This window comes from Klebsiella sp. RCJ4 (assembly GCF_009025755.1).
Classification (GTDB): Bacteria; Pseudomonadota; Gammaproteobacteria; order Enterobacterales; family Enterobacteriaceae; genus Klebsiella; species Klebsiella michiganensis.
The window spans coordinates 1-24630 of record NZ_WCIN01000002.1; the positions used below are offsets into that span (position 1 = coordinate 1).

The following is a 24630-nucleotide window of genomic DNA, read 5'->3' on the forward strand; positions in this document are numbered from 1 at the left end:
GCTCGGCCTCTTCCCGGCTCGCGCTGCGCTTAGCCGGGCTACGAATTCACCGTCGTCTGCGGGGCGGTAGCCCGGACAGGTGCGCAGCACCGCCTCCGGGATTTCCTGTGCTATGATTCAAAAAGGACAAAAATCACAACAGAATGAATCAGATGAGTAAACTCGACACCTTTATTCAACAGGCCGTCGCCGCGATGCCCATCAGCGGGACCTCGCTTATTGCTTCTTTATACGGCGACGCCTTGCTCCAGCGCGGCGGAGAGGTCTGGCTCGGCAGCGTGGCGGCGCTGCTGGAAGGGCTGGGATTCGGCGAACGATTCGTGCGTACCGCGCTGTTCCGCCTGAATAAAGAAGAGTGGCTCGATGTGGTGCGCATTGGCCGCCGCAGCTTCTACCGCCTCAGCGACAAAGGCCTGCGCCTGACCCGCCGGGCGGAGCATAAAATCTATCGCGCCAGCGCCCCGGAGTGGGACGGTACCTGGCTGCTGCTGCTGTCGGAAGGGCTGGAGAAGAGCACTCTGGCGGAAGTCAAAAAACAGCTGCTGTGGCAGGGATTTGGCGCGCTGGCGCCGAGTCTGCTGGCTTCGCCATCGCAGAAGCTGGCGGACGTGCAATCTCTGCTGCACGAAGCGGGCGTAGCGGAGAATGTTATCTGCTTCGAAGCGCATTCCCCGCTGGCGCTCTCCCGGGCGGCGCTGCGCGCTCGCGTTGAAGAGTGTTGGCATCTCACCGAGCAGAACGCGATGTATGACGCGTTTATCTCCCTGTTTCGACCGCTGCTGCCGCTGCTTCGCGACTGCGAGCCCGCGGAGCTGACGCCTGAACGCTGCTTTCAAATTCAGCTCCTGCTGATTCACTTCTATCGCCGGGTGGTGCTGAAAGATCCGCTGCTGCCCGAAGAACTGCTCCCCGCGCACTGGGCCGGACAAACCGCGCGCCAGCTGTGCATCAATATTTATCAACGCGTTGCGCCCGGCGCGCTGGCGTTTGTCGGCGAGAAGGGCGAAAGCTCGGTGGGGGAACTTCCCGCGCCGGGGCCGCTCTATTTCCAGCGCTTCGGCGGGCTGTCGGGCGTATAAGGAGGCACCATGCCCATTTATCAGATTGACGGTATGACGCCGGTTGTACCGGACGAAAGCTATGTTCATCCCACCGCCGTGCTGATTGGCGACGTGATCCTCGGCAAAGGGGTCTACGTCGGCCCTAACGCCAGCCTGCGCGGCGATTTTGGCCGTATCGTGGTGAAAGATGGCGCTAATATCCAGGATAACTGCGTGATGCACGGCTTTCCCGGCCAGGACACGGTGGTGGAAGAAGAGGGACATATCGGCCACGGCGCGATTCTGCACGGCTGCACCATCGGCCGCAACGCGCTGGTGGGGATGAGCGCGGTGATTATTGACGGGGCCAGGATTGGGGAAAACAGCATCGTCGGCGCTTCGGCCTTTGTGAAAGCCAACGCTGAAATGCCCGCCAACCATCTGATTGTCGGCAGTCCGGCAAAAGCCATTCGTACATTAAGTGAACAGGAGCTGGCCTGGAAGAAGCAGGGGACGCGGGAGTATCAGGTGCTGGTGGAGCGCTGCAAACAGACGCTGCATCAGGTGGAACCGCTCAAAGAAGCAGAGTCGGACAGAAAGCGGCTGATCTTTGACGAGAATTTGCGGCCGAAATCATCATCCTGAGGGGAAAATCATGGCAGAGAAATTATCCGCTCAGTGCCACTGCGGCGCGGTGGCGTTTACCGTTGAGCTTAGCGATGGCTTCAACACCGTTCGCCGCTGTAACTGTTCATATTGCCGGATGCGTGGGGCGGTTGCGGTCTCCGCGCCGCTTTCAGGAATAGAGGTGGTGCGCGGACGGGATAAGCTCACGGAGTATCGTTTTAATACCGGTCAAGCCGTGCACTTTTTCTGCTCGGTATGCGGGATTTACACTTTTCATCAGCGGCGTTCAAACCCGCAGCAGTACGGCGTGAATGTGGCCTGCATTGACGGCGTGTCGCCCTTCGATTTTCCCTGCGTGGAGGTCAACGACGGCGTGAATCATCCGAAAGATGGCGGCGGTGGCGTAGTGGGATATTTGCGCTACGAGAAAAAGTGAAACTCTCCTCCCGCCGGGAAGCGGGAGGAGTCAACTCTTATGCGGCTACAACGCTGTCGATAGCGGCTTTCGCATCAGACTGCGCTTTCGCTGCGACTTCCGGGCCGTAGGCGATGCCTTCAGCAAACACGAAGTTCACATCGGTAATGCCGATAAAGCCGAGGAAGGTGGAGAGGTAAGGGGTCACCAGATCGGTCGGGGTATCTTTATGGATACCGCCGCGGCTGGTGACGACAACCGCACGTTTACCTTTCACCAGACCTTCCGGCCCTTTCTCGGTGTAGCGGAAGGTCACGCCAGCGCGCGCCACCAGGTCGAAGTAGTTTTTCAGCTGGGTCGGGATGTTGAAGTTGTACATCGGCGCCGCGATAACAATCACATCGTTCGCCTGCAGTTCAGCGATCAGTTCGTCAGAAAGCGCCAGCGCTTCCTGCTGACGCGGCGTCAGCGGCGCGTCGCTCGGACGCAGAGCGCCAACCAGCTCACCGTCCAGTACCGGAATTGGGTTTGCAGCCAGGTCGCGCACGGTGATAACGTCTTCCGCGTGCTTTTCACGCCATTGTTCAACAAAATAGTCGGACAGCTGACCAGATTGCGAGTACCCTGCCAGAATACTGGATTTCAGAACTAATACTTTGCTCATGGGTGTTTCCTTTTTTAATGTGATTGACGGGCCGATGCCCTGGTGCTTGTTGACACTCTATTCACAATCATGCCACAGAGAAAGCGCAATAAATCGAACTCTGTATTCAGTTTTTTTGAACAAGGCACGAAATGCGCGGATGTGGTACTCTAACGCAATACTTCAAAAGAGATTTTTCCCGGCAGTGCGCTGCCCGATAACGCTATGACAGAACAACAAAAAATAACCTTCTCATCGCTCTTTGAACGGCTTGATGGCCTGATGCTGCGCGATAAGTCGCGCTTCTCCCGTCGCCTGCACGGCGTGAAGAAGGTTAAAAATCCTGATGCCCAACAGGCCATTCTTCAGGAGATGGCGCAAGAAATTGAACAGGCGGCAGGGAGAGTCCTGCTGCGCGAAGCCGCGCGGCCGGCGATCGCTTATCCGGAAAACCTGCCGGTTAGCCAGAAAAAACAGGAGATTCTCGAAGCCGTTCGCGATCACCAGGTGGTGATTGTGGCGGGGGAAACCGGGTCGGGGAAAACCACCCAGCTGCCAAAAATTTGTATGGAGCTGGGGCGCGGCGTTAAAGGCTTAATTGGCCATACGCAGCCGCGTCGCCTGGCCGCGCGTACCGTCGCCAACCGCATCGCCGAAGAGCTGCAAACGGAGCCGGGCGGCTGCATCGGCTATAAAGTTCGCTTTAGCGACCACGTCAGCGATAACACCATGGTTAAGCTGATGACCGACGGTATTCTGCTGGCGGAAATCCAGCAGGACCGGCTGCTGATGCAGTATGACACCATCATCATCGATGAAGCGCACGAACGCAGCCTCAATATCGACTTCCTGCTGGGTTATTTGCGGGAACTGCTGCCCCGTCGCCCGGATCTGAAAATTATTATCACCTCGGCGACCATCGATCCGGAACGCTTCTCGCGCCACTTTAACAACGCGCCGATTATCGAAGTGTCCGGGCGCACCTACCCGGTAGAAGTGCGCTATCGACCCATCGTTGAAGACGCCGACGACACCGAGCGCGATCAGCTGCAGGCGATTTTCGACGCCGTTGATGAGCTCGGGCGTGAAAGCCCCGGCGATATCCTCATTTTTATGAGCGGCGAGCGCGAAATTCGCGATACCGCCGATGCGCTCAATAAGCTGAATCTGCGCCATACCGAAGTACTGCCGCTGTATGCGCGACTGTCCAACAGCGAACAGAATCGCGTGTTCCAGGCCCACAGCGGGCGGCGGATCGTGCTGGCCACCAACGTCGCGGAAACTTCGCTGACCGTGCCGGGCATCAAGTACGTTATCGATCCAGGCACCGCGCGTATCAGCCGCTACAGCTTCCGGACTAAAGTACAGCGCCTGCCGATTGAGCCGGTTTCCCAGGCGTCGGCTAACCAGCGTAAGGGCCGCTGCGGCCGCGTCTCCGAAGGGATCTGTATTCGTCTTTATTCTGAAGACGACTTCCTGTCGCGTCCGGAGTTTACCGACCCGGAGATTCTGCGCACCAACCTGGCGTCGGTTATTCTGCAAATGACCGCGCTCGGGCTCGGCGATATTGCCGCGTTCCCGTTCGTTGAAGCGCCGGACAAACGCAATATTCAGGACGGCGTGCGCCTGCTGGAAGAGCTGGGAGCGATTACCACTGACGAACAGCAGACCGCCTATAAGCTGACGCCGATGGGCCGCCAGCTGAGCCAGCTACCGGTGGACCCGCGTCTGGCGCGCATGGTGCTGGAAGCGCAAAAACACGGCTGCGTGCGCGAGGCGATGATTATCACCTCGGCGCTCTCTATTCAGGATCCGCGCGAGCGGCCAATGGACAAGCAGCAGGCGTCCGACGAGAAACACCGCCGCTTCCACGACAAAGAGTCCGACTTCCTGGCGTTCGTCAACCTGTGGAACTACCTGGGCGAGCAGCAAAAAGCGCTCTCCTCGAATCAGTTCCGCCGCCAGTGCCGGGTTGATTTTCTCAACTACCTGCGCGTGCGCGAGTGGCAGGATATCTACACCCAGCTGCGTCAGGTGGTCAAAGAGCTCGGCCTGCCGGTCAATAGCGAGCCGGCGGAGTATCGCGAAATTCATACCGCGCTGCTGACCGGTCTGCTGTCGCACATCGGTATGAAAGACGCCGACAAGCAGGAGTTTACCGGCGCGCGCAACGCCCGCTTCTCCATCTTCCCCGGATCGGGGCTGTTTAAAAAGCCGCCGAAATGGACGATGGTCGCCGAACTGGTGGAAACCAGCCGCCTGTGGGGGCGCATCGCCGCGCGCATTGAGCCGGAGTGGGTCGAGCCGGTGGCGCAGCATCTGATCAAACGCTCGTACAGCGAACCCCACTGGGAGCGCGGGCAGGGCGCGGTGATGGCGACGGAGAAGGTGACCGTTTACGGCCTGCCGATTGTCGCTGCCCGCAAGGTCAACTACAGCCAGATTGACCCGGCGCTGTGCCGCGAACTGTTTATCCGCCACGCGCTGGTGGAGGGCGACTGGCAGACTCGCCACGCTTTCTTCCGCGAAAACCTGAAGCTGCGCAACGAAATTGAAGAGCTGGAGCATAAATCGCGCCGTCGCGACATTCTCGTCGATGACGAAACGCTGTTTGAGTTCTACGACCAGCGCATCAGCCATGACGTCATCTCCGCGCGCCACTTTGATAAATGGTGGAAGCAGGCCAGCCGCGAGACGCCGGATCTGCTCAACTTTGAAAAGAGCATGCTGATTAAGGAAGGCGCGGAGCAGGTCAGCAAGCTCGACTATCCGAACTTCTGGCATCAGGGCAACCTCAAGCTGCGTCTGACCTATCAGTTCGAGCCGGGCGCCGACGCCGACGGCGTGACGGTGCATATTCCGCTGCCGCTGCTCAACCAGGTGGAAGAGGCCGGGTTTGAGTGGCAGATCCCGGGGCTGCGCCGGGAGCTGGTTATCGCCCTGATTAAATCGCTGCCGAAGCCGGTGCGCCGCAATTTTGTCCCGGCGCCAAACTACGCGGAAGCGTTTCTCGGCCGCGCGACGCCGCTGGAGCTGCCGCTGCTGGATTCACTGGAGCGCGAGCTGCGGCGGATGACCGGCGTGACTATCGACCGCGAGGCCTGGCAATGGGATCAGGTGCCCGATCACCTGAAAATCACTTTCCGGGTGGTGGACGAGAAAAACAAGAAGCTGCAGGAAGGGCGTTCGCTGCAGGATCTGAAAGATGCGCTGAAAGGTAAGGTGCAGGAGACGCTGTCCGCGGTCGCCGATGACGGTATCGAGCAGAGCGGGCTGCATATCTGGAGCTTTGGCCAGCTTCCGGAGAGCTACGAGCAGAAGCGCGGCAACTACAAAGTTAAGGCCTGGCCGGCGCTGGTGGACGAACGCGACAGCGTGGCCATCAAGCTGTTTGATAATCCGCTGGAGCAGCAGCAGGAGATGTGGCGCGGCCTGCGCCGCCTGCTGCTGCTGAATATCCCGTCGCCGATAAAGTATCTGCACGAAAAGCTGCCGAATAAAGCCAAGCTGGGGCTCTATTTCAACCCCTACGGTAAAGTGCTGGATCTGATCGATGACTGCATCGCCTGCGGCGTGGATAAGCTGATTGACGAAGCGGGCGGCCCGGTATGGAGCGAAGAGGGCTTTGCCGCGCTGCATGAAAAGGTGCGCGCCGAGCTGAACGAGACGGTAGTGGACATTGCCAAACAGGTCGAACAGATCCTGACTGCGGTCTTTAACGTCAACAAACGCCTGAAAGGGCGCGTGGATATGACCATGGCGCTGGGGCTGTCGGATATCAAATCGCAGATGAGCGGGCTGGTGTATCGCGGTTTCGTCACCGGTAACGGCTTCCGCCGCCTTGGGGACACGCTGCGCTATCTGCAGGCGATTGAAAAACGGCTGGAGAAAATGGCCATCGATCCGCACCGCGACCGCGCGCAGATGCTTAAAGTGGAGAGCATCCAGCAGGCGTGGCAGCAGTGGCTGAATAAGCTGCCGCCTCAGCGCCGTCAGGATGACGACGTGCAGGAGATCCGCTGGATGATTGAAGAGCTACGCGTCAGCCTGTTCGCCCAGCAGCTCGGCACGCCGTATCCGATTTCCGACAAGCGGGTACTGCAGGCAATGGAGCAGATTACGGCCTAGGCCGCAGCTTTCCCCGGTGGCGCAGGCTGCCGGGGAAGGTGGATAGCGTCAGGCGTTCACCCACGCGAGGGTGAACCCATCCCAGCCTTTGCTGCCCACGGTTTGCAGGGCCGTGACCGTCAGTCGCGGGTCGCTGCCCATCATGTCGATAAACGCTCTGACACCCTGCACCCGCTCATCCGCGCTATCCGGATTCGTCACTTCGCCATCGCGCACCACGTTATCGCCCACAATCACTGTCCCCGGACGGGAATAGCGTAACGCCCAGCGCAGATAGTAGGGATTATTGGGCTTATCCGCATCGATAAAAATGAGATCGAACGGCGGGCGCTCTCCCAGCGTTTCGAGGCTGGCCAGCGCCGGACCTTCCAGCACCGCAACGCGATCGTCCACGCCCGCCAGGCGCAGGTTCTCGCGGGCGACGGCGGCATGGTGCGCGTCGGCCTCCAGGGTAAGTAATTCGCCATCGGCGGGCAATTCTCTGGCCATCCAGATGGTGCTGTAGCCGCCGAGCGTGCCAATCTCGAGGATGCGTCTGGCGCCCGTCATGCGCACCAGCAGGGCCAGAAACTGCCCCTGATTAGCGGCAACGTCGATAGCCGGAAGCCCGGCGCGCTGGTTATTCTCCAGAACCTGGCTGAGTAGCGGATCGGTGGGGATTAACGCTGTCACGAGATAATTATCTACTGCCGACCACTGTTGTTGCATGTCAGATTTCCCGTATTACATCCCTGATGAATCAGACCAGCCGCCTCCCAGCGACCGGTACAAATCAACTTGCGCCAGCAGCAGGTTGTTTTTCACCTGTACCACGCTGAGCTGGGTGGAAAACAGCGTGCGCTGGGCGTCCAGCACGTCCAGATAGGAGGAGTAGCCGTTGCGATAGCGGTTTTGCGCGATGCGCAGCGTCTCCTGGGCCACCTTCTCCTGCGCCTGCAGCTCCGCCAGCTGCTCGCCGTAGCGGCCGATGGCATCGAGACTGTCATTCACCTCTTTAAACGCGCCGCGTACCGTTTTCTCATAGCTAAACAGCGCCTGATTGCGCTGGGCCATCGAAACGTCCACCTGGGCATTCAGCGCCTGGCGGTTGAGCAGCGGCGCCAGAATGCTGCCGCCGAGGCTCCATAAGCGTAGCGGATTATCCAGCAGGTCGGGCAGGGTGCGATCCTGCAGGCTGCCGGTGGCGGTAAGGTTAATGGACGGCAGCAGCTGCGCCTGCGATGACGCCAGGGTGGCGTCGGCGGCCACCAGCTGACGCTGGGCCTGAACGATATCCGGTCGGCGGTTGAGCAGGGTTGACGGCAGCTGGGAAGGTAGCGATAGCGGCGACAGCTGCGCGAACGCGTTGCGCTTAACGGCGTCCGGATTGGCGCCGAGCAGAAGGCTGAGCGCATTTTCCTGCTGGGCGATTTGGTGGCGCAGCGGCGGAATTTGCGCGCGCGTGGAGCGCAGTTCGGAGTCCGCCTGCATCAGCTCCAGGCGTGAGGTATAGCCCGTCTCAAACTGGTGCTTCGCCAGGTTGAAGGCATCTTCGCGCGATTTTAACGTTTGCTGCGTCACCCGCAGCTGTTCATCCAGCGAGAGCAGGGTGATATAGCCGGCCGCCACCGAAGAGGCGACGGTCAGATTCGCCGCTGCGGCAGCCGCCTTTTGCGCCTCCAGGCTGGCTTGCGCCGCGCTGGCGGCGCTGCGGTTTGCGCCCCAGAGATCAACATCGTAGCTGGCGGTTAGCGCGCCTTTATACACCGTACTGTGGACAGGCAGGCCGGTAGCGGCCGACTGGGACCGCGCGCGGGTGCCGGTCAATCCGGCGTCAAGGGAGGGAAACAGGCTGCTATCGGCGGCGTAAGCCCGCGCCTGGTACTCGTTGACCCGTTCGCGGGCTATCAGCACGTCGCTGTTGTAGCGCAGCGCCTGGTCAACGTAGAGATTGAGCGTACTGTCGTGGAAGTTGCGCCACCACACGCCCTCAACCGGGCTGGAGGGGCCGACATCCGCCCGCCAGGCGGCGGGGATCTGCAGCCCGGGCGCGGCCCGTTGAACGTCGGCGGACTGGCAGCCGGCCAGCGCAAGCATAACGGCGAGAGCGAGCGGACGGATCATTGCTGCTCCTCCGCGCGGGTATCGATGGTGACCTGCACCGACATGCCCGGCCGCAGGCGCTGGCCGTTTTTCTGCCCCTCATCAACGGCGATGCGTACCGGAATGCGCTGGGCGATTTTGACAAAGTTACCGGTGGCGTTATCCGGCGAAATAGCGCTGAACTCCACGCCGGTCGCCGGGGAGATGCTCTGTACCGTACCGGTGAATTTCTCGCTGTTCAGCGCATCCACGGTAAAGGTCACCGGCTGTCCGACGCGCACCTGGGCCAGCTGGGTCTCTTTCAGGTTAGCGATCAGCCAGTGCTGCGGCGGCACCAGCGAGGTCAAATGCGTCCCGGCGGTCACGTATGCGCCAAGGCGAACGGAGATTTGCCCAAGCTGACCGTCCGTCGGCGCGATAATACGGGTGTTTTGCAGGTCTATCTGCGCCAGCTCCAGCGCGGCTTTCGCATTGGCGACGTCGGCGAGCAGCGAGTCACGATTAACGATGGTTGATTGCAAATCCTGGCGCGACATTTCCAGCGTTGCTTTGGCCTGCTCGATATCCGCGGTGCCCTGCGCCGCGCTGGCGCGGGCGGAATCGCGTTCGCGAATCGATAGCGAGCCGTCGGCGGTCAGCTCCTGAACGCGTTTTAAATCCGCCTGGGTTTTCAGATTCTGCGCGCGGGCGTTTTGCAGCGCCGCTTCGTTACGGGTGATGACCGCTTCGGCGCTTTTACGCTGCTGCTGATTGTTCTTCAGCGCCGCCTCTTTCATCGCCAGCTGAGCTTCCGCCTGATGGACGCGCTGCTTATAGATGCGGTCGTCGATTTGAAACAGCACGTCGCCGGCTTTTACCTGATTAAAATCCTGGACCTTAACCTCGGTGATATAACCGTTGACCTGCGGGCTGATAAACGTGGTTTGCCCGCGAACGTAGGCGTTATCGGTAAACTGGCTTTCTCGGGTAAACGGCGGCAGCTGCCAGGCGTAGAGAATAACCAGTACGCCAACGATGCCAATGGCGGCGGCGGTAAAAATAGAGACGATGCGAATATTATTTCGGGTATTGGCCTGCTGTTTGGCCGCATCCTGCTGACTCATAATAACTCCAGAGTGAAAATTTTTATTTGCTTCCCGTCGCGCGCTTCAGCGCGATACGAGCGGTAATACGTAATCTTATTAAGCGCCAGAAAACCCATACCAGCGTGGCGGCTGAAATCGCCGCCGTCAGCAGATAGGTATCATTGTAAGCGAGAATATTGGCCTGCAGGGTGGCGGCGTTTTGCAGCAGCGTGGTGGCCTGAACGTTGAGCAACGTGCTGTCGCCAATCTGGCTTTGATACATCTGACTGTACTGCTGCAAACGCTCGGTAATCAGCGGATTGAGCGTGGTGAGCTGGTCGGCGAGCTGGCTGGAGTGAAACTTCTCCCGCCAGGTCTGAAAGGTGCCGAGAATAGCGGAACCCAGCAGGCCGCCGATATTCTGGCTCATGCCGAACAGCACCGAGAAGCTCACCAGGTTGCGCTGGTCGGCAATGACGCCGCCAATCCCCGCCAGCATCGCCGGGGCGAGGAAAAAGGCGCTGCCGAAGCCCAGCAGAAACTGGCTGAACATCAGCTGCTCCGGTCGCGTGAGGATCGTCGACTGGCTGTCGAGCAGCGAGGCAACCATAATCAACGCCAGCGCCGTGGCGGTGGGCCAGTAGAGGCGCTGCGGGTTGAGCGTCAGGCAGCTGGCGACGATGCCGCAGACGATCCCGGCAAAAATTGACCATGCCAGGTTGGTCATCTGTTCATTCTGCAAACCGACGTACTGCAGCCAGCCGATAACGCCGGTATTCTGCTCCGCCAGCACGATGCGGATCAGCAGCATAATCAGCCCGAGGCGCAGAATACTGCCGCTGGAGAGCCATTTGATATTGAGCAGCGGGTTGCTGCGGTTATGCTCAAAGGCAATCGCGGAGACAATCAGCACCACCGCGCCCGCCAGCGCCCAGCCGATCCACGGCGCTTCAAACCACCAGTCCAGTCGTCCCAGCGACAGCACCGCGGTGACCAGCGCCATCCCCGGCGCCAGCAGGAAGAAGGTGATGAAGTCTTTCTTCTCAAACACCTTTTTACGATCGCTTGGCGGCAGCTTGAGGGCGATCACGCAGGCCAGCGACACCAGCGCCAGCCCCAGCTCAAAGAAGTACAGCCCGCGCCACTCGTCGATTTGCAGCAGCTCGGTTGAGAACAGGCGCGCCAGCGGGATCGCCAGGGATGAACCGGTGATGCCGATGGTCAGCGCTTTGAGCCGATGGCGGGCGGGCCAGGCCTGCACCTGATAATAAATCCCCAGCGAGCTTAGCGCTGCGGCTACCATTCCGTGGGCGGCGCGCACCATCAGCGCTGAACTGAGGTCGTTAACGAACAGGTGGAAAAAGGTCACCAGCACGTAGAGAACGAGAAAACCCTCGGTAAAAGCGCGCAGGCCGAACTGCTGGCGAAACTTCACCAGCAGCAGGTTGATGGAGACGTTGGTCATCACGTAGACCGCCGGGAGCCAGGCAATCTCGGTTGACCAGGCGGCAAAGGTACCCTGCAACAGCTGCAGATTGGCGGTTACCACCGCGTTGCCGAGCGCGCCCGTCAGGCAGACCAGCAGCCCGACGATCCCGTAGGCAATACGTTTTGGCGTACTGTGAATGGGGGTCGACGGCGAGCCGAGGATCGCCGGTTTTTCGTGCGGGGCCCAGTCGTGAGGAACATAGGGATTAGCGTGACGACGCGGCATTATTTTTTCTCAACCTCGCGCAGCAGCTTCTCCAGTACCCGCTGCGTCTGCCGCTGCTCTTCGGGGGTAATGGCGGTAAGGATCTCCTCCCGCAAATCATCGGCCACCGTTTTCACCTGCTGATACACCTCAAGGCCTTTGGCGGTAGCGATCAGCAGTCGTTTACGCTTGTCGCGTTCGGTTTTCACCCGCTCGACCAGACCGAGATCGACCAGCCGGTTGAGCAGCGGTACGAGGGTTGCGCTTTCGACGCCGAGCTCCTGGGCCAGCTCGCTTTGCGATAGCGGCTTTTCGTTGCGCGCGATGGCGGAAACGGCGACCCAGCTGGCCTGGCTCATGCCGAGGTCCTTGAGCCGACGGTTGACCGCCAGGCGCCAGTGGTGGGCGGTCAGATATAAAAGATGGGAAAAGTTAAGCTGTCGGTTATCCATAGGTCAGTCTGCAATATCGTTAGAGCTCTAATGATTTTTGCCTGACCAGAACGAGAATTCAAGCCTGATTGATAAAAACAGGTTAACGGTATGTGCGTTTATTGTGGAAGAAGCTTTGGGAGGGGGGAAGAGAGTTCTGATCTCAGCCCGGCATTAACCGGGCTGAGAAGGGGGATTATCCCGGATAAATACCGCGATCTTTACGCGCCATCAGAATTCGCTCACAGGCCACGATATAGGCGGCGGTACGTAAAGAGCACGCTTTTTCCACCGCTTTTTCGTAAACGTGAACGATCGCATCGGTCATGATACGGTCCATTTTGGCGTTGATCTCTTCTTCGCTCCAGAAGAAGCTGGCCATATCCTGCACCCATTCGAAGTAGCTCACGGTGACGCCGCCGGCATTACAAATAACGTCCGGCACCACCACGATGCCGCGCTCGGCCAGCACGTCGTCCGCTTCCGGATAGGTCGGGCCGTTAGCGCCTTCAAGCACCAGTTTGCAGCTGAGGGTTTCCGCGCGCTCGCGCGTAATCTGACCTTCCAGCGCCGCCGGGATCAGAATATCCATCGGCGTCGTCCAGAACGCTTCTTTGTCAATTTCGCGGGCGCCCGGGAAGCCGGCAATTTGCTTGTTCTCCGCCTGCCATGCGGTCAGCGCGGCCATATCAATGCCGCCCTCGTTATACAGCGTGGCGGTGTGGTCCTGAATCACCACAATCCGCGCGCCGACGCCTGCGAACAGGCGGGCCGCTTCGCTGCCCACGTTACCAAAACCCTGCAGCGCGACTTTGGCACCCTCGATTTCGATACCGCTGCGGCGAGCCACTTCGCGACCGGTGACGAATACGCCGCGGCCGGTGGCTTTTTCACGGCCCAGCGAACCGCCGAGGTGAATAGGCTTGCCGGTGACCACGCCGGTGATGGTGGTGCCGTGGTTCATGGAGTAAGTATCCATCATCCAGGCCATCACTTTACCGTTGGTACCAACGTCCGGCGCCGGAATATCTTTTTGCGGCCCGATGATAATGCCGATCTCGCTGGTATAACGACGGGTCAAACGTTCCAGTTCACCCTCTGATAGTGAGAACGGGTCGACGCGGATACCGCCCTTGGCGCCGCCGTAGGGAATATTGACTGCCGCACACTTGATGGTCATCCAGGCTGAAAGCGCCATCACTTCATTCAAATCGACATCCGGATGGTAGCGCACGCCGCCTTTACCCGGTCCACGCGAGAGGTTGTGCTGGACGCGGTAGCCTTCGAAGTGGCGGATAGTGCCATCATCCATTTGTACCGGAATATCAACGATCAGCGCGCGTTTCGGATGGCGCAGGGTTTCAATCCAGTAGGCGAGATCGCCGAGATAGGGCGCAACGCGATCGATTTGACGCAGGTAGGTGGTCCATGGAGATGTACTACTTTCAGAAGCGTAAGATAACTTTTCCATAAGAGTCCTGTTTCGCAGTGATAATTATTTTGTTAACCGTGGAAAGGTACAGCTATAAACTCTGTAACGAGAATGTTATCACCAATTTAATGGGACGGTATTTGGCAAAAATGCAGAATATGCTGTCGTTGCGGCTGGGGTTCGGCTTTTTATGAATAAAAAAACGGAAAACAAGGTCATCAATGGGTGAATATGCATCTTTGTGCATTAAAGCCGTAGTTGTGACCCTTTATCTCTATTTATCAGAATCTTGACCCTCTTCAAAAAGTGAATAAAACGCTATGTATATGTGTTGACTTTGTTGCTTAACAGGCGTGGGTGCTCTGTTCGCACTTTATTACCCCAAAGTACGCTGTACCGTCTAAGATGGTGGCCGGTAATGTCAGGCTAAGAACGCTAAAAGGAGAGAACATGTCAGAGCATTTTCCATCGCTGCCGGAGGCGGTACTGGCCGCGGCGAACCAGCTGGGGGCCTGGCTGGCGCAGGATGATTTACCGCAGGATCCGCAAATAGAGCTGGTGGTGCTGGCAGGCAATGCGGTGATCCCGACCATTGATTTCGCCTGCCGGCTGGCGGCGCATCACGCCGTTCCTCTGCTGATCAGCGGCGGTATCGGCCACTCCACCTCGTTTTTATACCAGTCGGTGCTGAATGACCCGCGCTATCGCACCATTCCGGTAGACGATCGCGCCGAGGCGCATATTCTGGCCGACATTGCCCATCAGTTCTGGGCGATTCCGCGCCAACGAATCGTGGTGGAAGACCGCTCCACCAACTGCGGCGAGAACGCGCGTTTTACCCGGCAGATGCTGGAGCACAACGGCATTGCGCACCGTACGGGGGTGGTGGTTCAGGACCCGACCATGCAGCGGCGAACGATGGCGACATTTGCCCGCGTCTGGCAAGACGACCCGCGTGCGCCGACGTGGTACAGCGCGCCGGGCTGTTCACCGGTGTTGTGTAACGGGCGTGACGGCGTCACGTTCAGCGGGAAAGAGGCGGGGCTGTGGCCGGTGGATCGCTATCTGGCGCTGATCCTCGGTGAACTGCCGCGGCTGGCGGATAACCCGCAGGGCTACGGCCCCCAGGGTAAGGGATTTATCGCTCATGTGGATATTCCGCCGTACATCGCTCAGGCGTGGCAGACGCTGCGCGACGACCGCCTGCTCTCCGATGCGCTAAGCGCGCGTCAGCTGGCTTAGAAGATGGCGCGGCATGCCATGATAGCCAGCCCGCGTTTCCCCTTCGAACGCAGGACCTATTAGCCGGTAACTCTCATCTTGCCCGTTTGCGTTAGCGATATCGCAAACGGGCATCATCTGTTATTGAATTGTGATTCTTTACGCCCCGGGTTGCTCTGTTTTTATGAAATATCTCACAAAAACAAGCGCTCATGCTGTCCCTTTGCCTGATGGACGATAATTTTTAACATCTAGTTCACCTGTTAAAAACAATAATCCTGAGGAGCAGACCATGACAGCACCCGTTCAACACCCTATGTATATTGACGGCCAGTTTGAACCCGGCCGCGGTGATGCATGGATTGATGTGAGCAATCCGGCGACGGAAGCGCTGCTTTCGCGTATTCCCGACGGCAGCGCGGAAGATGCCCGGCGCGCGATTCTGGCCGCTGAGCGCGCGCAGCCGGGCTGGGAAGCCCTGCCGGCAATTGAGCGAGCGAGGTGGCTGCGCAAAATCGCTGCCGGTATCCGCGAGCGGGCCGAGGAGATCGCCGCGCTGATCGTCGCCGAGGGCGGAAAAATACAGCAGCTGGCCGCGGTGGAGGTCTCCTTTACCGCCGATTATCTGGATTATATGGCCGAATGGGCGCGCCGTTATGAAGGTGAAATTGTACAGAGCGACCGGCCGGGGGAAAATATTCTGGTATTCAAGCGCGCGCTGGGCGTGACCACCGGCATTCTGCCGTGGAATTTTCCGTTCTTCCTGATTGCCCGCAAGCTGGCGCCGGCGCTCATTACCGGTAATACCATCGTGATTAAACCGAGTGAATTTACGCCGAATAACGCCATCGCTTTTGCGCAAATCGTCCATGATATCGGCCTGCCGAAAGGGGTCTTTAACCTGGTGCTGGGGCGCGGCGAAACCGTGGGCCAGGAGCTGGCGAGCAATCCGAAAGTGGCGATGGTCAGCATGACCGGCAGCGTCGCCGCGGGCGAGAAGATTATGGCCGCGGCGGCGAAAAACATCACCAAAGTGTGTCTGGAGCTGGGCGGTAAAGCGCCCGCTATCGTGATGGACGATGCGGATCTTGAGCTGGCGGTTAAGGCAGTGGTGGATTCTCGCGTCATTAATAGCGGGCAGGTGTGTAACTGCGTTGAGCGCGTCTATGTGCAAAAGGGCATTTACGATCGCTTCGTTAACCGTCTGGGTGAAGCGCTGAAGGCGGTGCAGTTTGGCGATCCGGCGTCTCGCGACGATATCGCAATGGGACCGTTGATTAACGCCGCCGCGCTGGAGCGCGTGGAGCAGAAGGTGGCGAAAGCGGTGGCCCAGGGCGCGCGCGTTGTCCTGGGTGGGAAAGCGGTGACGGGTAAGGGCTATTTCTATCCGCCGACGCTGCTGCTGGACGTGCGCCAGGAGATGGATATCGTGCATGAAGAGACGTTCGGCCCGGTGCTGCCGGTGGTGGCGTTTGATACCCTTGAAGAAGCGCTGGCGATGGCCAACGACTGCGATTACGGGCTGACGTCGTCAATCTATACCCGCGATTTGAACGTCGCGATGAAGGCGATCAAAGGGTTGAAGTTTGGTGAAACCTATATTAACCGCGAGAATTTCGAAGCGATGCAGGGTTTCCATGCCGGATGGCGTAAATCGGGCATCGGCGGCGCCGACGGGCGTCATGGTCTGAATGAGTATCTGCAAACCCAGGTGGTCTATCTGCAGGCCTGAGTCAGCAGAGAACCGGTGGGCTTCCCGGAGGCGATGCTGCGCATCTGTCCGGGCTAACCCAGCCCGCAGACCGCCTCCCGGGTCGCGGCTGACGCCTTACCCGGGCTACCCAAACGCATGCCGCACGTACCTGTAGCCCGGGCAAGGCGCGTTGCGCCGCCCCCGGGATTTATTTGGCGAACTTATCCAGCACGCGGATAAGCTGGGTAACGAAGCCATACTCGTTATCGTACCAGGAGACGGTTTTCACCAGCTGGAGATCGCCAACCTCGGCAATCTCCAGCTGCGTGGCGTCATAAATGGAACCGAAATGGCTGCCAATCACGTCCGACGAGACGATCTCCTCTTCGGTGTAACCGAATGATTCGTTGTTCGTCGCCGCGTTTTTCATCGCCTGATTGACTTCTTCAGCGGAGACCTTTTTCTCCAGCACCGACACCAGCTCAGTCACCGACCCGGTTTTCGTCGGTACGCGCTGGGCGTGGCCCTTCAGCTTGCCGCTAAGCGCTGGAATAACCAGCCCGATGGCTTTCGCCGCCCCGGTTGTATGCGGAATGATATTTTCCGCCGCCGCGCGGGAAGCGCGTAGATCTTTGCCGCGGGGGCCGTCAACCAGCGATTGCGTACCGGTATAGGCGTGAATCGTGGTCATGGTCCCCACCTTAATACCAAAGGCGTCATTCAGCACTTTCGCCATCGGCGCCAGGCAGTTGGTGGTGCAGGAGGCCACGGAAATAATCGTATCGTTTGCCTCCAGCGTGTCGTCGTTAACGTTATAGACAATGGTTTTCATATCGCCAGCGGGCGCGGAGATAAGCACTTTTTTAGCGCCGGCGGTCAGATGAGCTTGCGCTTTTTCCGCGGAGGTATAAAAACCCGTACACTCGACGATCAGCTCGGCACCGACCGCTTTCCACGGAATATGCTGAGCCTCTTTTTCGGCATAAACGGTAATTTTTTTGCCGTCAACGATAAGCGCATCTTCAGTAAAATCGACGCTCCACGGGAAAGGTCCGTAGTTAGAATCATGCTTAAGCAGGTAGGCCAGTACCTTAGGGGAGGTGAGGTCGTTGATGGCGACGACCTCTAAAGGACTATTAACCTCCAGTAATCGGCGCAGTACTAAACGTCCAATACGCCCAAATCCATTAATCCCGAGTTTACTCATGAAGAATCTCCAGGTCAGTTGAACTGTCAGGTGAAAACTTCTCCAGGCTTAGTTCAGCTGGCGGGATAGGGCAACCAACGATTTTTCCGGCGCCGTTAAATGCTGATAAAAACGCGTACGGAAAAGTGAATAAATTCGGCGGGTTGTGGGCGGGGCGTTAAGGGTTAATAATTTTTTGTTTCAGCTTTATACGCCGCGGGTATATTGGCAAGGGGTTGAAAAGGTGGGCCCGGGAAGGGCCCGCCGGGTGGCCGATTATTCGGCGTTCCCGCCCCGTTCAGCAAAAGCGGCAAGCGCGGCGCCGTCAAGGCGATAGCGAACCCACTCACTTTGCGCAACGGCGCCAATGCTCAGATAAAAATCAATGGCCGGCTGGTTCCAGTCGAGCACGCTCCACTCCAGGCGACCGCACTCTCTTTTTACCGCCAGCTGAGCGATGGTTCGCAATAGCGCTTTTCCAGCGCCGCGGCCGCGAAATTCGGGAGTGACGTACAGATCTTCCATATAGATGCCGTTGCGACCGAGCCAGGTGGAATAGCTGGTGAAGAACACCGCGTACCCGGCAACCTTATTGTCAATCTCGCAGATTAGCGCTTCCGTTTTGCTGTCGCTGGCGAAAAGCGATGCCTGGATTTCATCTACCGTGGTGACCACCTGCTCCGGCGCTTTTTCATAAACCGCAAGCTCGTAAATCATGTCATAAATTGCTTTTGCGTCCGCCGGGCGGGCCTGACGAATGGTCATATTCATTGGAGTACCTGTTGTGCCATCGTGAGTTTGATACCGCCAAGCATAAACGTTAAGGTTAGAAGAATTAAGTGCAATGAAATCACCCAATGATGAATATTATGCATCCTGCGCTTCGCCGTCTTGATTTGAATCTGCTGCCGGTATTTGAGGCGGTCTACCGCTATCGTTCGGTGCGCCTGGCGGCGGAAGAGCTGGCGATGAGCACATCGGCGTTAAGCCACGCGCTATCCAGACTGCGCGCCGCGCTCAATGACCCGCTTTTCTATCGCGAAGGTCATCGTATGTGCCCCAGCGTATACGCCACCCAGCTCGCGCCTTCCATCGCTTCGGCGCTCAAGTTTTTAGATCAGGAGCTTACTCCGCAGCCGAAGTTTGTGGCCTCGGCCAGTACCGACTGCCTACAGATAGCGATCACGGACTTCACCGCGCAGTGCGTTTTCCCGACGCTGATGCCCAGGCTACAGCAGCAGGCGCCAGGCCTGCGTTTCGAACTGCGCTATCTGCCGCACAGCCCGGCGCTGACGGAACTGCTGGCCGGCGAGGTGGATTTAGCGCTGGGATTTAGCGCGCTGGATGAAGCAGAGCATCCGGAGCTGGATGAGGTTTGCTGGCTGAAAGATGATTATGTTGCGATAAGCAGCGCCAGGCGATCCCGGCTCACGCTGACGGACTACCTGGCAGCACAGCATCTGGTAGTCACCCCGTGGAATGAAAGCCAGGGCGTTCTCGACGTGCAGCTTGCGAAAATGGGCTTCTCGCGGCATATCACCATCAAAACCCCCTCTATGCTGAGCGCGCCAGCTATTATTGCGCAAAGTGAACTGCTTATGGCGATACCGCGCTCTGCCGCGGCAAAAATGACTGACGCGGCGACGCTGAAGGTCTTTGAATTACCGTTTGAGGTTCCGCCGTTTGAAGTGAAAATCTATTCCCACAAGCGGAGCGGGCAGCGCGGCGCGAGCCAGTGGCTGAAAGAGAGGCTGAGGGAGTGGGCCGCGACGGAACGAACCTGATGTCTCGTTTGACGAGTCAGCGATATATGCTTAACTCATGAGACAACAAATGTGAATCGTCTGTTAACAGCCTGATGTGCGCTTCAATGGTAAGCGCAGCGTCATCTATCCTGATAACGTAAGAGAGAAAAATTGAAATTAGCCGGACTCCATCCCGATAAACTGCGTCGCCTGCAATCGCTGCGGGCATCCGGATTACTTAATAGCGGAAAAGAAGAGCGTTTCGATCGCCTGACCCGGCTTGCGCGTACGCTCTACGATCTGCCGGTGGCGTCGGTTAGCCTCGTGGGAGAAAATACTCTGCATGTTAAATCCTGCGCCGGACTTGAAGTCGATACCCTGCCGAGGGATATCACGTTCTGCGCGCATACTATTCTGCAGACCGACCCTTTAATCGTTAATGACCTGCAGCAGGATCTGCGCTTTCACGATAACCCGCTGGTCACGGAAGCGCCTTTTATCCGCTTTTATGCCGGATACCCGGTACAGCTGCCTGACGGCGCGACGGTCGGCGCGTTCTGCCTGATGGACCACAAGCCGCGCGCCTTTTCCGTGCATGAGATACAAATATTAAGCGACCTGGCCGCCATCGTTGAAGATGAATTCAAGGTGCTCGACGCGGCGACCGCCGATGAGCTGACGGGGCTGTTCAACCGCCGGGGTTTTATGTCGTTAGCGGAGTACGCGCTGCTGACGGCCAGGCGGCGCAATGAACCGGCGAGCCTCGTATTTATCGATCTCGATCGCTTTAAGCTGATTAACGATACCTGGGGTCATGAACAGGGGGATAAAGCCCTGACGGCGATGGCTGATTTGATGAAAGCCACCTTCCGGGAGTCGGATATCATTGCCAGGCAGGGCGGAGATGAGTTTATTATCCTGCTTGCTAATACTGCCCAGCAGGCGGCGGGCATCGCGATGGCGCAGCTAAGCAATAACGTTGCTGAGTATAATCAACAGGCGGGCAATCCGTGGCAGCTGGCGTTTTCCTGGGGCTGCGTTGAATACGACCCTGCAACGCATCATAGCCTCAATGAGATCGTTGCGGTGGCGGACCGGCGCATGTATCAGGCGAAGACCAGCCATGGCGCCGAGCGCCGGTAGGGAACCGCCCGGCGTCGCCAGCCGATATTCGGCGTCTGGCTGATGCCGCGGCGGCTTGCGCTTCCTTAGTGGAGACCAAGGCGGATCAGTTCAACGGGCTCGAACTTACCTTCCGTCCCTTCCACTTCGACTGTCTTATTACGGCGCAGCTGGGCTGGCGTTAAGCCCGTCGCGTGGATAGCGATAATTTTACCGGTTTTACCCGTCCCGTTAATCATCACCTGGCTGCCGTTAGTAATAGGATTGCGGTTACGATCGTAAGTGATCATGCTGATTTCTCCTTTTAATCATCGGGTGGTAACAATCGCTTCTCGCGCCGGGCTGCCCCCGGCGCGGACGTAATACCAATACGCCTCTCGGCCCGTCATTTTGTTGTTTTTGATCAACTTCACACTTTTTAGCGTCCCTCAACGGGCAAACGAGCCGGGGACAGGCTTTGCCTGACCCGGAATCCGTACTGCTTTTGAAGACGATTCCGCGGGTATCAACCCCCGTGGAGGCCCGGGTTGCAGTCGCTGATGCGGCTGCTAAACTTTTTTCGGGCATAACGGAGCGGAACGATGAAGAACAAAGAAGAGCAAACGGGGCTGATTGGTCTTGCCATTGGCGCGGCGGTTATTGGCCTGGTCTCTGGCCAGAAGCCAATTAACCGGGAAAGCATTGTTGAAGAACTGGTGAGACTGGGTAGACAGAAGGGGGATGGCATCGAGGACGAGATTTTTATGCAGGCGGCAACGCTGGTGCGCAAGGGGGTATGATCCCGCCGGTAGAAGAAGCCCGGGTAGGCGAAAACCCGGGATTAAACGGGGAGGAAGGTCATCATAAGATACGCTATCACAATGCATATCAGCGCCATGTACCAGACAAAGCTCATTCTGTTACCCGCCCTGTAGCGCCATGCCGGTCACCGCGTTAACCACGGTCGCGGCCATCAAAACGCCGCCGACGATAGCGCAGGCACGGTTTTTCCGGGTCGCCCCCAACGTCAACATCACCACCGCTGCGGCAAAGAGGGGGATGGCTATTATGCTGAAAGTGTTCATCGTTTCCTCAACACTCGTCCGTTAATCTTCCTGCATCCACATATCGGCTTCTTCGAACATCTCCTGCACGGCGCGGCTGATCTGCTCCTTCTCGTGCTTGCTGGCGTCAGTATTGATGGAAGCCAGGGTCATCATCGGCTTAACGCGGACGTCGGCATCGGGAAAAATGCGATGTACTCGCTTCGTTAGTTCATTAAGAATGATCTCTTTAGCGCCGGCCAATCCCTCGAAATTTCTTTTGTCATAACTCAGCTCTACGAACATTTTTTATCCCGTTGATGATAATAGCAGGGAGTATTGTACTGTGATTATATACAGCGTCAAGGCCGAGGTATACGTTCCCCGTATTCCTGCGCCGGGGATAACTCGCCGCTTTTGCATTAAATGCGTGAAACCGACAATTGTTTTTTTATAAGTACGTAAAAGTTAATGAATTTTTAATAAAAGGTGTTTATGTTGGCGATATCACCGTTTTATTAAGGGTTTCTCATGCGCGATAAATATTCTGGCCTGCAAATTGGTATCCACTGGCTGGTGTTTCTTTTAGTGATAGGCGCTTACGCGGCGATGGAGCTGCGGGGCTTTTTTCCCCGCAGCGCGCGGCCCGTCATCAATATGATTCACGTCTCCTGCGGGATTTCTATTTTTGTTCTGATGGTGGTGCGCCTGTTGGTGCGTCTCAAATCCCCGGCGCCGCCAATTGTGCCTAAGCCGTCGCCGATGATGACCGGCTTCGCGCATCTGGGGCATCTGGTTATCTATCTGCTGTTTATCGCGCTGCCGGCCATCGGCATGGTCATGATGTACTACCGCGGTAACCCGTGGTTCGCGTTTGGCCTGACCATGCCGCACGCGGTGGAAAGCAACTTTGAGCTGGTGGATACCCTGAAAGCGTGGCACGAGCTGCTGGCCAATACCGGCTACTTTATCATTGGCCTGCACGCGCTGGCGGCGCTGTTGCACCACTACTTCTGGAAAGATAACACGCTGCTGAGGATGATGCCGCGCAGGCGCTAAACCTCGATAAACCCGCTTCGGCGGGTTTTTTTGTCTCATTCTTCGGGGGCCTCAACTTCCGCTAAGCGCAAATTCTCGCCGCTATGCTACGGTTAAAGCGGCGAAGCCATTTGCCTCATGGCAACAATAAATATAGTATACCCCCCTATATGATATGGAGGGCGTCACCATGCCACATTCACCTGAAGATAAAAAGCGTGCCCTCAGTCGGGTAAGGCGCATCCGTGGCCAGGTTGAAGCGCTCGAGCGGGCGCTGGAATCCGGCGAACCCTGTATGACCATTCTGCAACAAATCGCCTCAATTCGCGGCGCCGCCAACGGCCTGATGGGAGAGATGGTTGAAATTCATCTGCAGGATGAACTGGTCAGCGGCGAAACGACGCCAGACCAGCGCGCCGCCAGAATGGCGGAAGTCGGGCATCTGCTACGGTCCTATTTAAAATAAAATCACCACGAGGAAGAGAGATATGAAATCACGTGCAGCCGTCGCGTTTGGCCCAGGCCAGCCGCTTTCAATCGTTGAGATTGACGTCGCGCCGCCGAAAAAAGGCGAAGTGCTGGTCAAAATCACCCATACCGGCGTATGCCACACCGATGCCTTTACCCTCTCAGGCGACGATCCGGAAGGCGTTTTCCCGGCGGTACTGGGCCATGAAGGCGGCGGGATTGTCGTCGAAGTGGGGGAAGGCGTGACCAGCCTGCAGCCGGGCGACCACGTTATTCCTCTGTATACCGCCGAATGCCGCGAGTGTAAGTTCTGTAAATCCGGCAAAACTAACCTCTGCCAGGCGGTGCGCGCCACTCAGGGTAAAGGCCTGATGCCGGACGGCACCACCCGTTTCTCCTACAACGGTGAACCGATTTATCACTATATGGGGACCAGCACCTTCAGCGAATACACCGTAGTGGCCGAAATTTCGCTGGCAAAAGTGAACCCGCAGGCGCCGCTGGATAAAGTCTGCCTGCTGGGCTGCGGCGTCACTACCGGTATCGGCGCGGTGCACAATACGGCGAAAGTAAAAGAGGGCGATACCGTCGCCGTCTTCGGCCTCGGCGGGATCGGCCTGGCGGTGATCCAGGGCGCGGTACAGGCGAAAGCCGGGCGCATTCTGGCGGTGGATACCAACCCGGAAAAATTCACTCTCGCGAAAGAGATGGGCGCGACCGACTTTATCAACCCGAATGATTACGATAAGCCGGTTCAGGATGTGATTGTTGAACTCACCGACGGCGGCGTCGACTTTAGCTTCGAGTGTATCGGTAACGTCAACGTGATGCGCGCGGCGCTGGAGTGCTGCCACAAAGGCTGGGGCGAAAGCGTCATCATCGGCGTTGCCGGCGCGGGCCAGGAGATTAAAACCCGCCCATTCCAGCTGGTCACCGGGCGCGTCTGGCGCGGCTCCGCGTTCGGCGGCGTGAAAGGGCGTACCCAGCTGCCGGGAATGGTTGAAGAGGCGATGGCGGGGAAAATTCGCCTCGATCCGTTTATTACCCACCGTATGCCGCTGGATCAAATCAACGAAGCGTTTGATCTGATGCATGAAGGTAAATCCATTCGTACCGTCATTCATTTCGGCGAGAATTGATTTTCCTGGTGAAAAATAACCCGGGCATGCCCGGGTTATCATTTAAGAGGGATTACTCCCGCCGCAGGTTTTCATAACCATTCTGCCATCGCCGCTGTTCTCGCCGCTCCCGTTCACGCTGAATATCCGATTTCTCATCTTCCCACACCGCGCAGTGCGGCCCGCTGAACACCTCGCAGGGCTGTGGGTTGGCGGTGAGCGGAGACGCCGCTTTCTCTTCCCAAATCGTCGGATCGCGCAGGTCCACTTCCGGGGCTTTTAACGCCTGAGCCGAGGCGGCGGCTAACATAAAGGTGCCTGCGAGCAGGCGGCAGGGTGAACTTTTCATCCATTATCCTTGTTCAGTTGTTATTATTGATAACCATTCGCAATAGTAACATAGCTGAATGAAAATGGCTTGCTTAGGGGGGCTGAAGATGATTTTGCCTTCGCGCCAGCCGC

At 57.9% G+C, this 24630-nt stretch carries 25 protein-coding genes; 12 read left to right on the plus strand and 13 right to left on the minus strand.

Features of this window, described 5'->3' with window-relative positions; translation table 11 throughout:
* Nucleotides 1–152: 152 nt before the first annotated feature.
* The 3 genes from paaX to F8562_RS00490 are packed head-to-tail and all read left to right on the plus strand — an operon-like array spanning nucleotide 153 to nucleotide 2103.
* Nucleotides 153–1079, plus strand: a complete 927-nt coding sequence (gene paaX / locus F8562_RS00480) for a phenylacetic acid degradation operon negative regulatory protein PaaX (protein ID WP_014229190.1) — start codon at nucleotides 153–155, stop codon at nucleotides 1077–1079.
* A 9-nt stretch (nucleotides 1080–1088) separates the two neighbouring features.
* Nucleotides 1089–1685, plus strand: coding sequence for a phenylacetic acid degradation protein PaaY (gene paaY / locus F8562_RS00485; RefSeq protein ID WP_014838356.1), 597 nt, complete (start codon nucleotides 1089–1091; stop codon nucleotides 1683–1685).
* A 7-nt stretch (nucleotides 1686–1692) separates the two neighbouring features.
* Nucleotides 1693–2103, plus strand: coding sequence for a GFA family protein (locus F8562_RS00490; protein WP_086074107.1), 411 nt, complete (start codon nucleotides 1693–1695; stop codon nucleotides 2101–2103).
* A gap of 37 nt (nucleotides 2104–2140) precedes the next feature.
* Here F8562_RS00490 and azoR read toward each other — a convergent pair whose 3' ends face one another.
* Nucleotides 2141–2746, minus strand: a complete 606-nt coding sequence (gene azoR, locus F8562_RS00495) for an FMN-dependent NADH-azoreductase (RefSeq protein ID WP_014229193.1) — start codon at nucleotides 2744–2746, stop codon at nucleotides 2141–2143.
* 204 nt (nucleotides 2747–2950) lie between these two features.
* Between azoR and hrpA the strand changes: the two genes are divergently transcribed.
* Nucleotides 2951–6853, plus strand: a complete 3903-nt coding sequence (hrpA, locus tag F8562_RS00500) for an ATP-dependent RNA helicase HrpA (RefSeq protein ID WP_014838357.1) — start codon at nucleotides 2951–2953, stop codon at nucleotides 6851–6853.
* Nucleotides 6854–6901: 48 nt separating this feature from the next.
* Here the strand turns inward: hrpA and F8562_RS00505 are convergent, their stop codons facing one another.
* The 6 genes from F8562_RS00505 to F8562_RS00530 all read right to left on the minus strand — a co-directional run bounded on the left by F8562_RS00505 (nucleotide 6902) and on the right by F8562_RS00530 (nucleotide 13594).
* Complete coding sequence (locus F8562_RS00505; protein ID WP_014838358.1) at nucleotides 6902–7561, minus strand: O-methyltransferase; 660 nt, start codon at nucleotides 7559–7561, stop codon at nucleotides 6902–6904.
* 15 nt (nucleotides 7562–7576) lie between these two features.
* Complete coding sequence (locus F8562_RS00510) at nucleotides 7577–8956, minus strand: efflux transporter outer membrane subunit (protein WP_014838359.1); 1380 nt, start codon at nucleotides 8954–8956, stop codon at nucleotides 7577–7579.
* The gene (locus F8562_RS00515) at nucleotides 8953–10038 is read right to left on the minus strand and encodes an HlyD family secretion protein (protein ID WP_014229197.1); all 1086 of its coding nucleotides are present in this window, start codon (nucleotides 10036–10038) and stop codon (nucleotides 8953–8955) included. The genes F8562_RS00510 and F8562_RS00515 overlap by 4 nt, the downstream gene beginning before the upstream one ends.
* Nucleotides 10039–10060: 22 nt before the next feature.
* Nucleotides 10061–11713 (minus strand): MFS transporter, encoded by a 1653-nt coding sequence (locus F8562_RS00520; protein WP_014229198.1) that lies wholly within the window; start codon nucleotides 11711–11713, stop codon nucleotides 10061–10063.
* Nucleotides 11713–12144: a MarR family winged helix-turn-helix transcriptional regulator gene (locus F8562_RS00525; RefSeq protein ID WP_014229199.1), complete on the minus strand. Its 432-nt coding sequence runs from the start codon at nucleotides 12142–12144 to the stop codon at nucleotides 11713–11715. Before F8562_RS00525 ends, F8562_RS00520 begins: the two co-directional genes overlap by 1 nt.
* Before the next feature lie 175 nt (nucleotides 12145–12319).
* Entirely contained in the window at nucleotides 12320–13594 is a 1275-nt protein-coding gene (locus F8562_RS00530; protein ID WP_014229200.1) for a Glu/Leu/Phe/Val family dehydrogenase, read from the minus strand.
* Between the two features lie 411 nt (nucleotides 13595–14005).
* Here F8562_RS00530 and F8562_RS00540 point away from each other — a divergent pair, with 411 nt between their 5' ends.
* Nucleotides 14006–14797 (plus strand): YdcF family protein, encoded by a 792-nt coding sequence (locus F8562_RS00540; RefSeq protein WP_089046361.1) that lies wholly within the window; start codon nucleotides 14006–14008, stop codon nucleotides 14795–14797.
* A gap of 271 nt (nucleotides 14798–15068) precedes the next feature.
* Nucleotides 15069–16508, plus strand: coding sequence for an aldehyde dehydrogenase (aldA, locus tag F8562_RS00545; protein ID WP_094909374.1), 1440 nt, complete (start codon nucleotides 15069–15071; stop codon nucleotides 16506–16508).
* A gap of 169 nt (nucleotides 16509–16677) precedes the next feature.
* Here aldA and gap read toward each other — a convergent pair whose 3' ends face one another.
* Together gap and F8562_RS00555 are read right to left on the minus strand one after the other, a co-directional pair.
* On the minus strand, nucleotides 16678–17676 hold the full coding sequence (gene gap / locus F8562_RS00550) for a type I glyceraldehyde-3-phosphate dehydrogenase (protein WP_004850532.1): 999 nt from the start codon (nucleotides 17674–17676) through the stop codon (nucleotides 16678–16680).
* A 255-nt stretch (nucleotides 17677–17931) separates the two neighbouring features.
* Nucleotides 17932–18426 carry a GNAT family N-acetyltransferase gene (locus F8562_RS00555; protein ID WP_014838362.1) on the minus strand — a complete coding sequence of 165 codons (495 nt, stop codon included), beginning with the start codon at nucleotides 18424–18426 and terminating at the stop codon, nucleotides 17932–17934.
* Between the two features lie 89 nt (nucleotides 18427–18515).
* On the opposite strand from F8562_RS00555, the gene F8562_RS00560 reads away from it, so the two are divergent.
* A complete protein-coding gene (locus tag F8562_RS00560; RefSeq protein ID WP_162140808.1) occupies nucleotides 18516–19439 on the plus strand; it encodes a LysR family transcriptional regulator in 924 nt (307 codons plus the stop codon).
* 132 nt (nucleotides 19440–19571) lie between these two features.
* On the plus strand, nucleotides 19572–20543 hold the full coding sequence (locus tag F8562_RS00565) for a sensor domain-containing diguanylate cyclase (protein WP_151891879.1): 972 nt from the start codon (nucleotides 19572–19574) through the stop codon (nucleotides 20541–20543).
* Between the two features lie 65 nt (nucleotides 20544–20608).
* Here F8562_RS00565 and ydfZ read toward each other — a convergent pair whose 3' ends face one another.
* Nucleotides 20609–20812: a putative selenium delivery protein YdfZ gene (gene ydfZ, locus F8562_RS00570; RefSeq protein WP_004850536.1), complete on the minus strand. Its 204-nt coding sequence runs from the start codon at nucleotides 20810–20812 to the stop codon at nucleotides 20609–20611.
* Between the two features lie 291 nt (nucleotides 20813–21103).
* Here ydfZ and F8562_RS00575 point away from each other — a divergent pair, with 291 nt between their 5' ends.
* The gene (locus F8562_RS00575; protein ID WP_014838364.1) at nucleotides 21104–21301 is read left to right on the plus strand and encodes a hypothetical protein; all 198 of its coding nucleotides are present in this window, start codon (nucleotides 21104–21106) and stop codon (nucleotides 21299–21301) included.
* 120 nt (nucleotides 21302–21421) lie between these two features.
* On the opposite strand, the gene F8562_RS29205 is transcribed toward F8562_RS00575, so the two are convergent.
* The gene (locus F8562_RS29205; protein ID WP_004850538.1) at nucleotides 21422–21586 is read right to left on the minus strand and encodes a hypothetical protein; all 165 of its coding nucleotides are present in this window, start codon (nucleotides 21584–21586) and stop codon (nucleotides 21422–21424) included.
* Nucleotides 21587–21607: 21 nt separating this feature from the next.
* Nucleotides 21608–21850: a DinI family protein gene (locus tag F8562_RS00580; RefSeq protein WP_151891880.1), complete on the minus strand. Its 243-nt coding sequence runs from the start codon at nucleotides 21848–21850 to the stop codon at nucleotides 21608–21610.
* A 225-nt stretch (nucleotides 21851–22075) separates the two neighbouring features.
* Between F8562_RS00580 and cybB the strand changes: the two genes are divergently transcribed.
* The 3 genes from cybB (at nucleotide 22076) to F8562_RS00595 (ending at nucleotide 24189) form a co-directional block, all read left to right on the plus strand.
* Nucleotides 22076–22603, plus strand: a complete 528-nt coding sequence (gene cybB / locus F8562_RS00585; protein ID WP_014838366.1) for a cytochrome b561 — start codon at nucleotides 22076–22078, stop codon at nucleotides 22601–22603.
* A gap of 169 nt (nucleotides 22604–22772) precedes the next feature.
* A complete protein-coding gene (locus F8562_RS00590) occupies nucleotides 22773–23048 on the plus strand; it encodes a metal/formaldehyde-sensitive transcriptional repressor (RefSeq protein ID WP_004101746.1) in 276 nt (91 codons plus the stop codon).
* 22 nt (nucleotides 23049–23070) lie between these two features.
* Nucleotides 23071–24189 carry an S-(hydroxymethyl)glutathione dehydrogenase/class III alcohol dehydrogenase gene (locus F8562_RS00595; RefSeq protein ID WP_014229209.1) on the plus strand — a complete coding sequence of 373 codons (1119 nt, stop codon included), beginning with the start codon at nucleotides 23071–23073 and terminating at the stop codon, nucleotides 24187–24189.
* A gap of 52 nt (nucleotides 24190–24241) precedes the next feature.
* On the opposite strand, the gene F8562_RS00600 is transcribed toward F8562_RS00595, so the two are convergent.
* On the minus strand, nucleotides 24242–24517 hold the full coding sequence (locus F8562_RS00600; RefSeq protein WP_014229210.1) for a hypothetical protein: 276 nt from the start codon (nucleotides 24515–24517) through the stop codon (nucleotides 24242–24244).
* Nucleotides 24518–24630: the final 113 nt, after the last annotated feature.

Excerpts from the sequence above, each read along its gene's own strand:
- paaX (WP_014229190.1), top strand. The coding sequence starts at position 153 with ATGAGTAAACTCGACACCTTTATTCAACAGGCCGTCGCCGCGATGCCC.
- paaY (WP_014838356.1), top strand. The coding sequence starts at position 1,089 with ATGCCCATTTATCAGATTGACGGTATGACGCCGGTTGTACCGGACGAA.
- azoR (WP_014229193.1), bottom strand. The coding sequence starts at position 2,746 with ATGAGCAAAGTATTAGTTCTGAAATCCAGTATTCTGGCAGGGTACTCG.
- hrpA (WP_014838357.1), top strand. The coding sequence starts at position 2,951 with ATGACAGAACAACAAAAAATAACCTTCTCATCGCTCTTTGAACGGCTT.
- F8562_RS00505 (WP_014838358.1), bottom strand. The coding sequence starts at position 7,561 with ATGCAACAACAGTGGTCGGCAGTAGATAATTATCTCGTGACAGCGTTA.
- F8562_RS00510 (WP_014838359.1), bottom strand. The coding sequence starts at position 8,956 with ATGATCCGTCCGCTCGCTCTCGCCGTTATGCTTGCGCTGGCCGGCTGC.
- F8562_RS00515 (WP_014229197.1), bottom strand. The coding sequence starts at position 10,038 with ATGAGTCAGCAGGATGCGGCCAAACAGCAGGCCAATACCCGAAATAAT.
- F8562_RS00520 (WP_014229198.1), bottom strand. The coding sequence starts at position 11,713 with ATGCCGCGTCGTCACGCTAATCCCTATGTTCCTCACGACTGGGCCCCG.
- F8562_RS00525 (WP_014229199.1), bottom strand. The coding sequence starts at position 12,144 with ATGGATAACCGACAGCTTAACTTTTCCCATCTTTTATATCTGACCGCC.
- F8562_RS00530 (WP_014229200.1), bottom strand. The coding sequence starts at position 13,594 with ATGGAAAAGTTATCTTACGCTTCTGAAAGTAGTACATCTCCATGGACC.
- F8562_RS00540 (WP_089046361.1), top strand. The coding sequence starts at position 14,006 with ATGTCAGAGCATTTTCCATCGCTGCCGGAGGCGGTACTGGCCGCGGCG.
- aldA (WP_094909374.1), top strand. The coding sequence starts at position 15,069 with ATGACAGCACCCGTTCAACACCCTATGTATATTGACGGCCAGTTTGAA.
- gap (WP_004850532.1), bottom strand. The coding sequence starts at position 17,676 with ATGAGTAAACTCGGGATTAATGGATTTGGGCGTATTGGACGTTTAGTA.
- F8562_RS00555 (WP_014838362.1), bottom strand. The coding sequence starts at position 18,426 with ATGAATATGACCATTCGTCAGGCCCGCCCGGCGGACGCAAAAGCAATT.
- F8562_RS00560 (WP_162140808.1), top strand. The coding sequence starts at position 18,516 with ATGAATATTATGCATCCTGCGCTTCGCCGTCTTGATTTGAATCTGCTG.
- ydfZ (WP_004850536.1), bottom strand. The coding sequence starts at position 20,812 with ATGATCACTTACGATCGTAACCGCAATCCTATTACTAACGGCAGCCAG.
- F8562_RS00575 (WP_014838364.1), top strand. The coding sequence starts at position 21,104 with ATGAAGAACAAAGAAGAGCAAACGGGGCTGATTGGTCTTGCCATTGGC.
- F8562_RS29205 (WP_004850538.1), bottom strand. The coding sequence starts at position 21,586 with ATGAACACTTTCAGCATAATAGCCATCCCCCTCTTTGCCGCAGCGGTG.
- F8562_RS00580 (WP_151891880.1), bottom strand. The coding sequence starts at position 21,850 with ATGTTCGTAGAGCTGAGTTATGACAAAAGAAATTTCGAGGGATTGGCC.
- cybB (WP_014838366.1), top strand. The coding sequence starts at position 22,076 with ATGCGCGATAAATATTCTGGCCTGCAAATTGGTATCCACTGGCTGGTG.
- F8562_RS00590 (WP_004101746.1), top strand. The coding sequence starts at position 22,773 with ATGCCACATTCACCTGAAGATAAAAAGCGTGCCCTCAGTCGGGTAAGG.
- F8562_RS00595 (WP_014229209.1), top strand. The coding sequence starts at position 23,071 with ATGAAATCACGTGCAGCCGTCGCGTTTGGCCCAGGCCAGCCGCTTTCA.
- F8562_RS00600 (WP_014229210.1), bottom strand. The coding sequence starts at position 24,517 with ATGAAAAGTTCACCCTGCCGCCTGCTCGCAGGCACCTTTATGTTAGCC.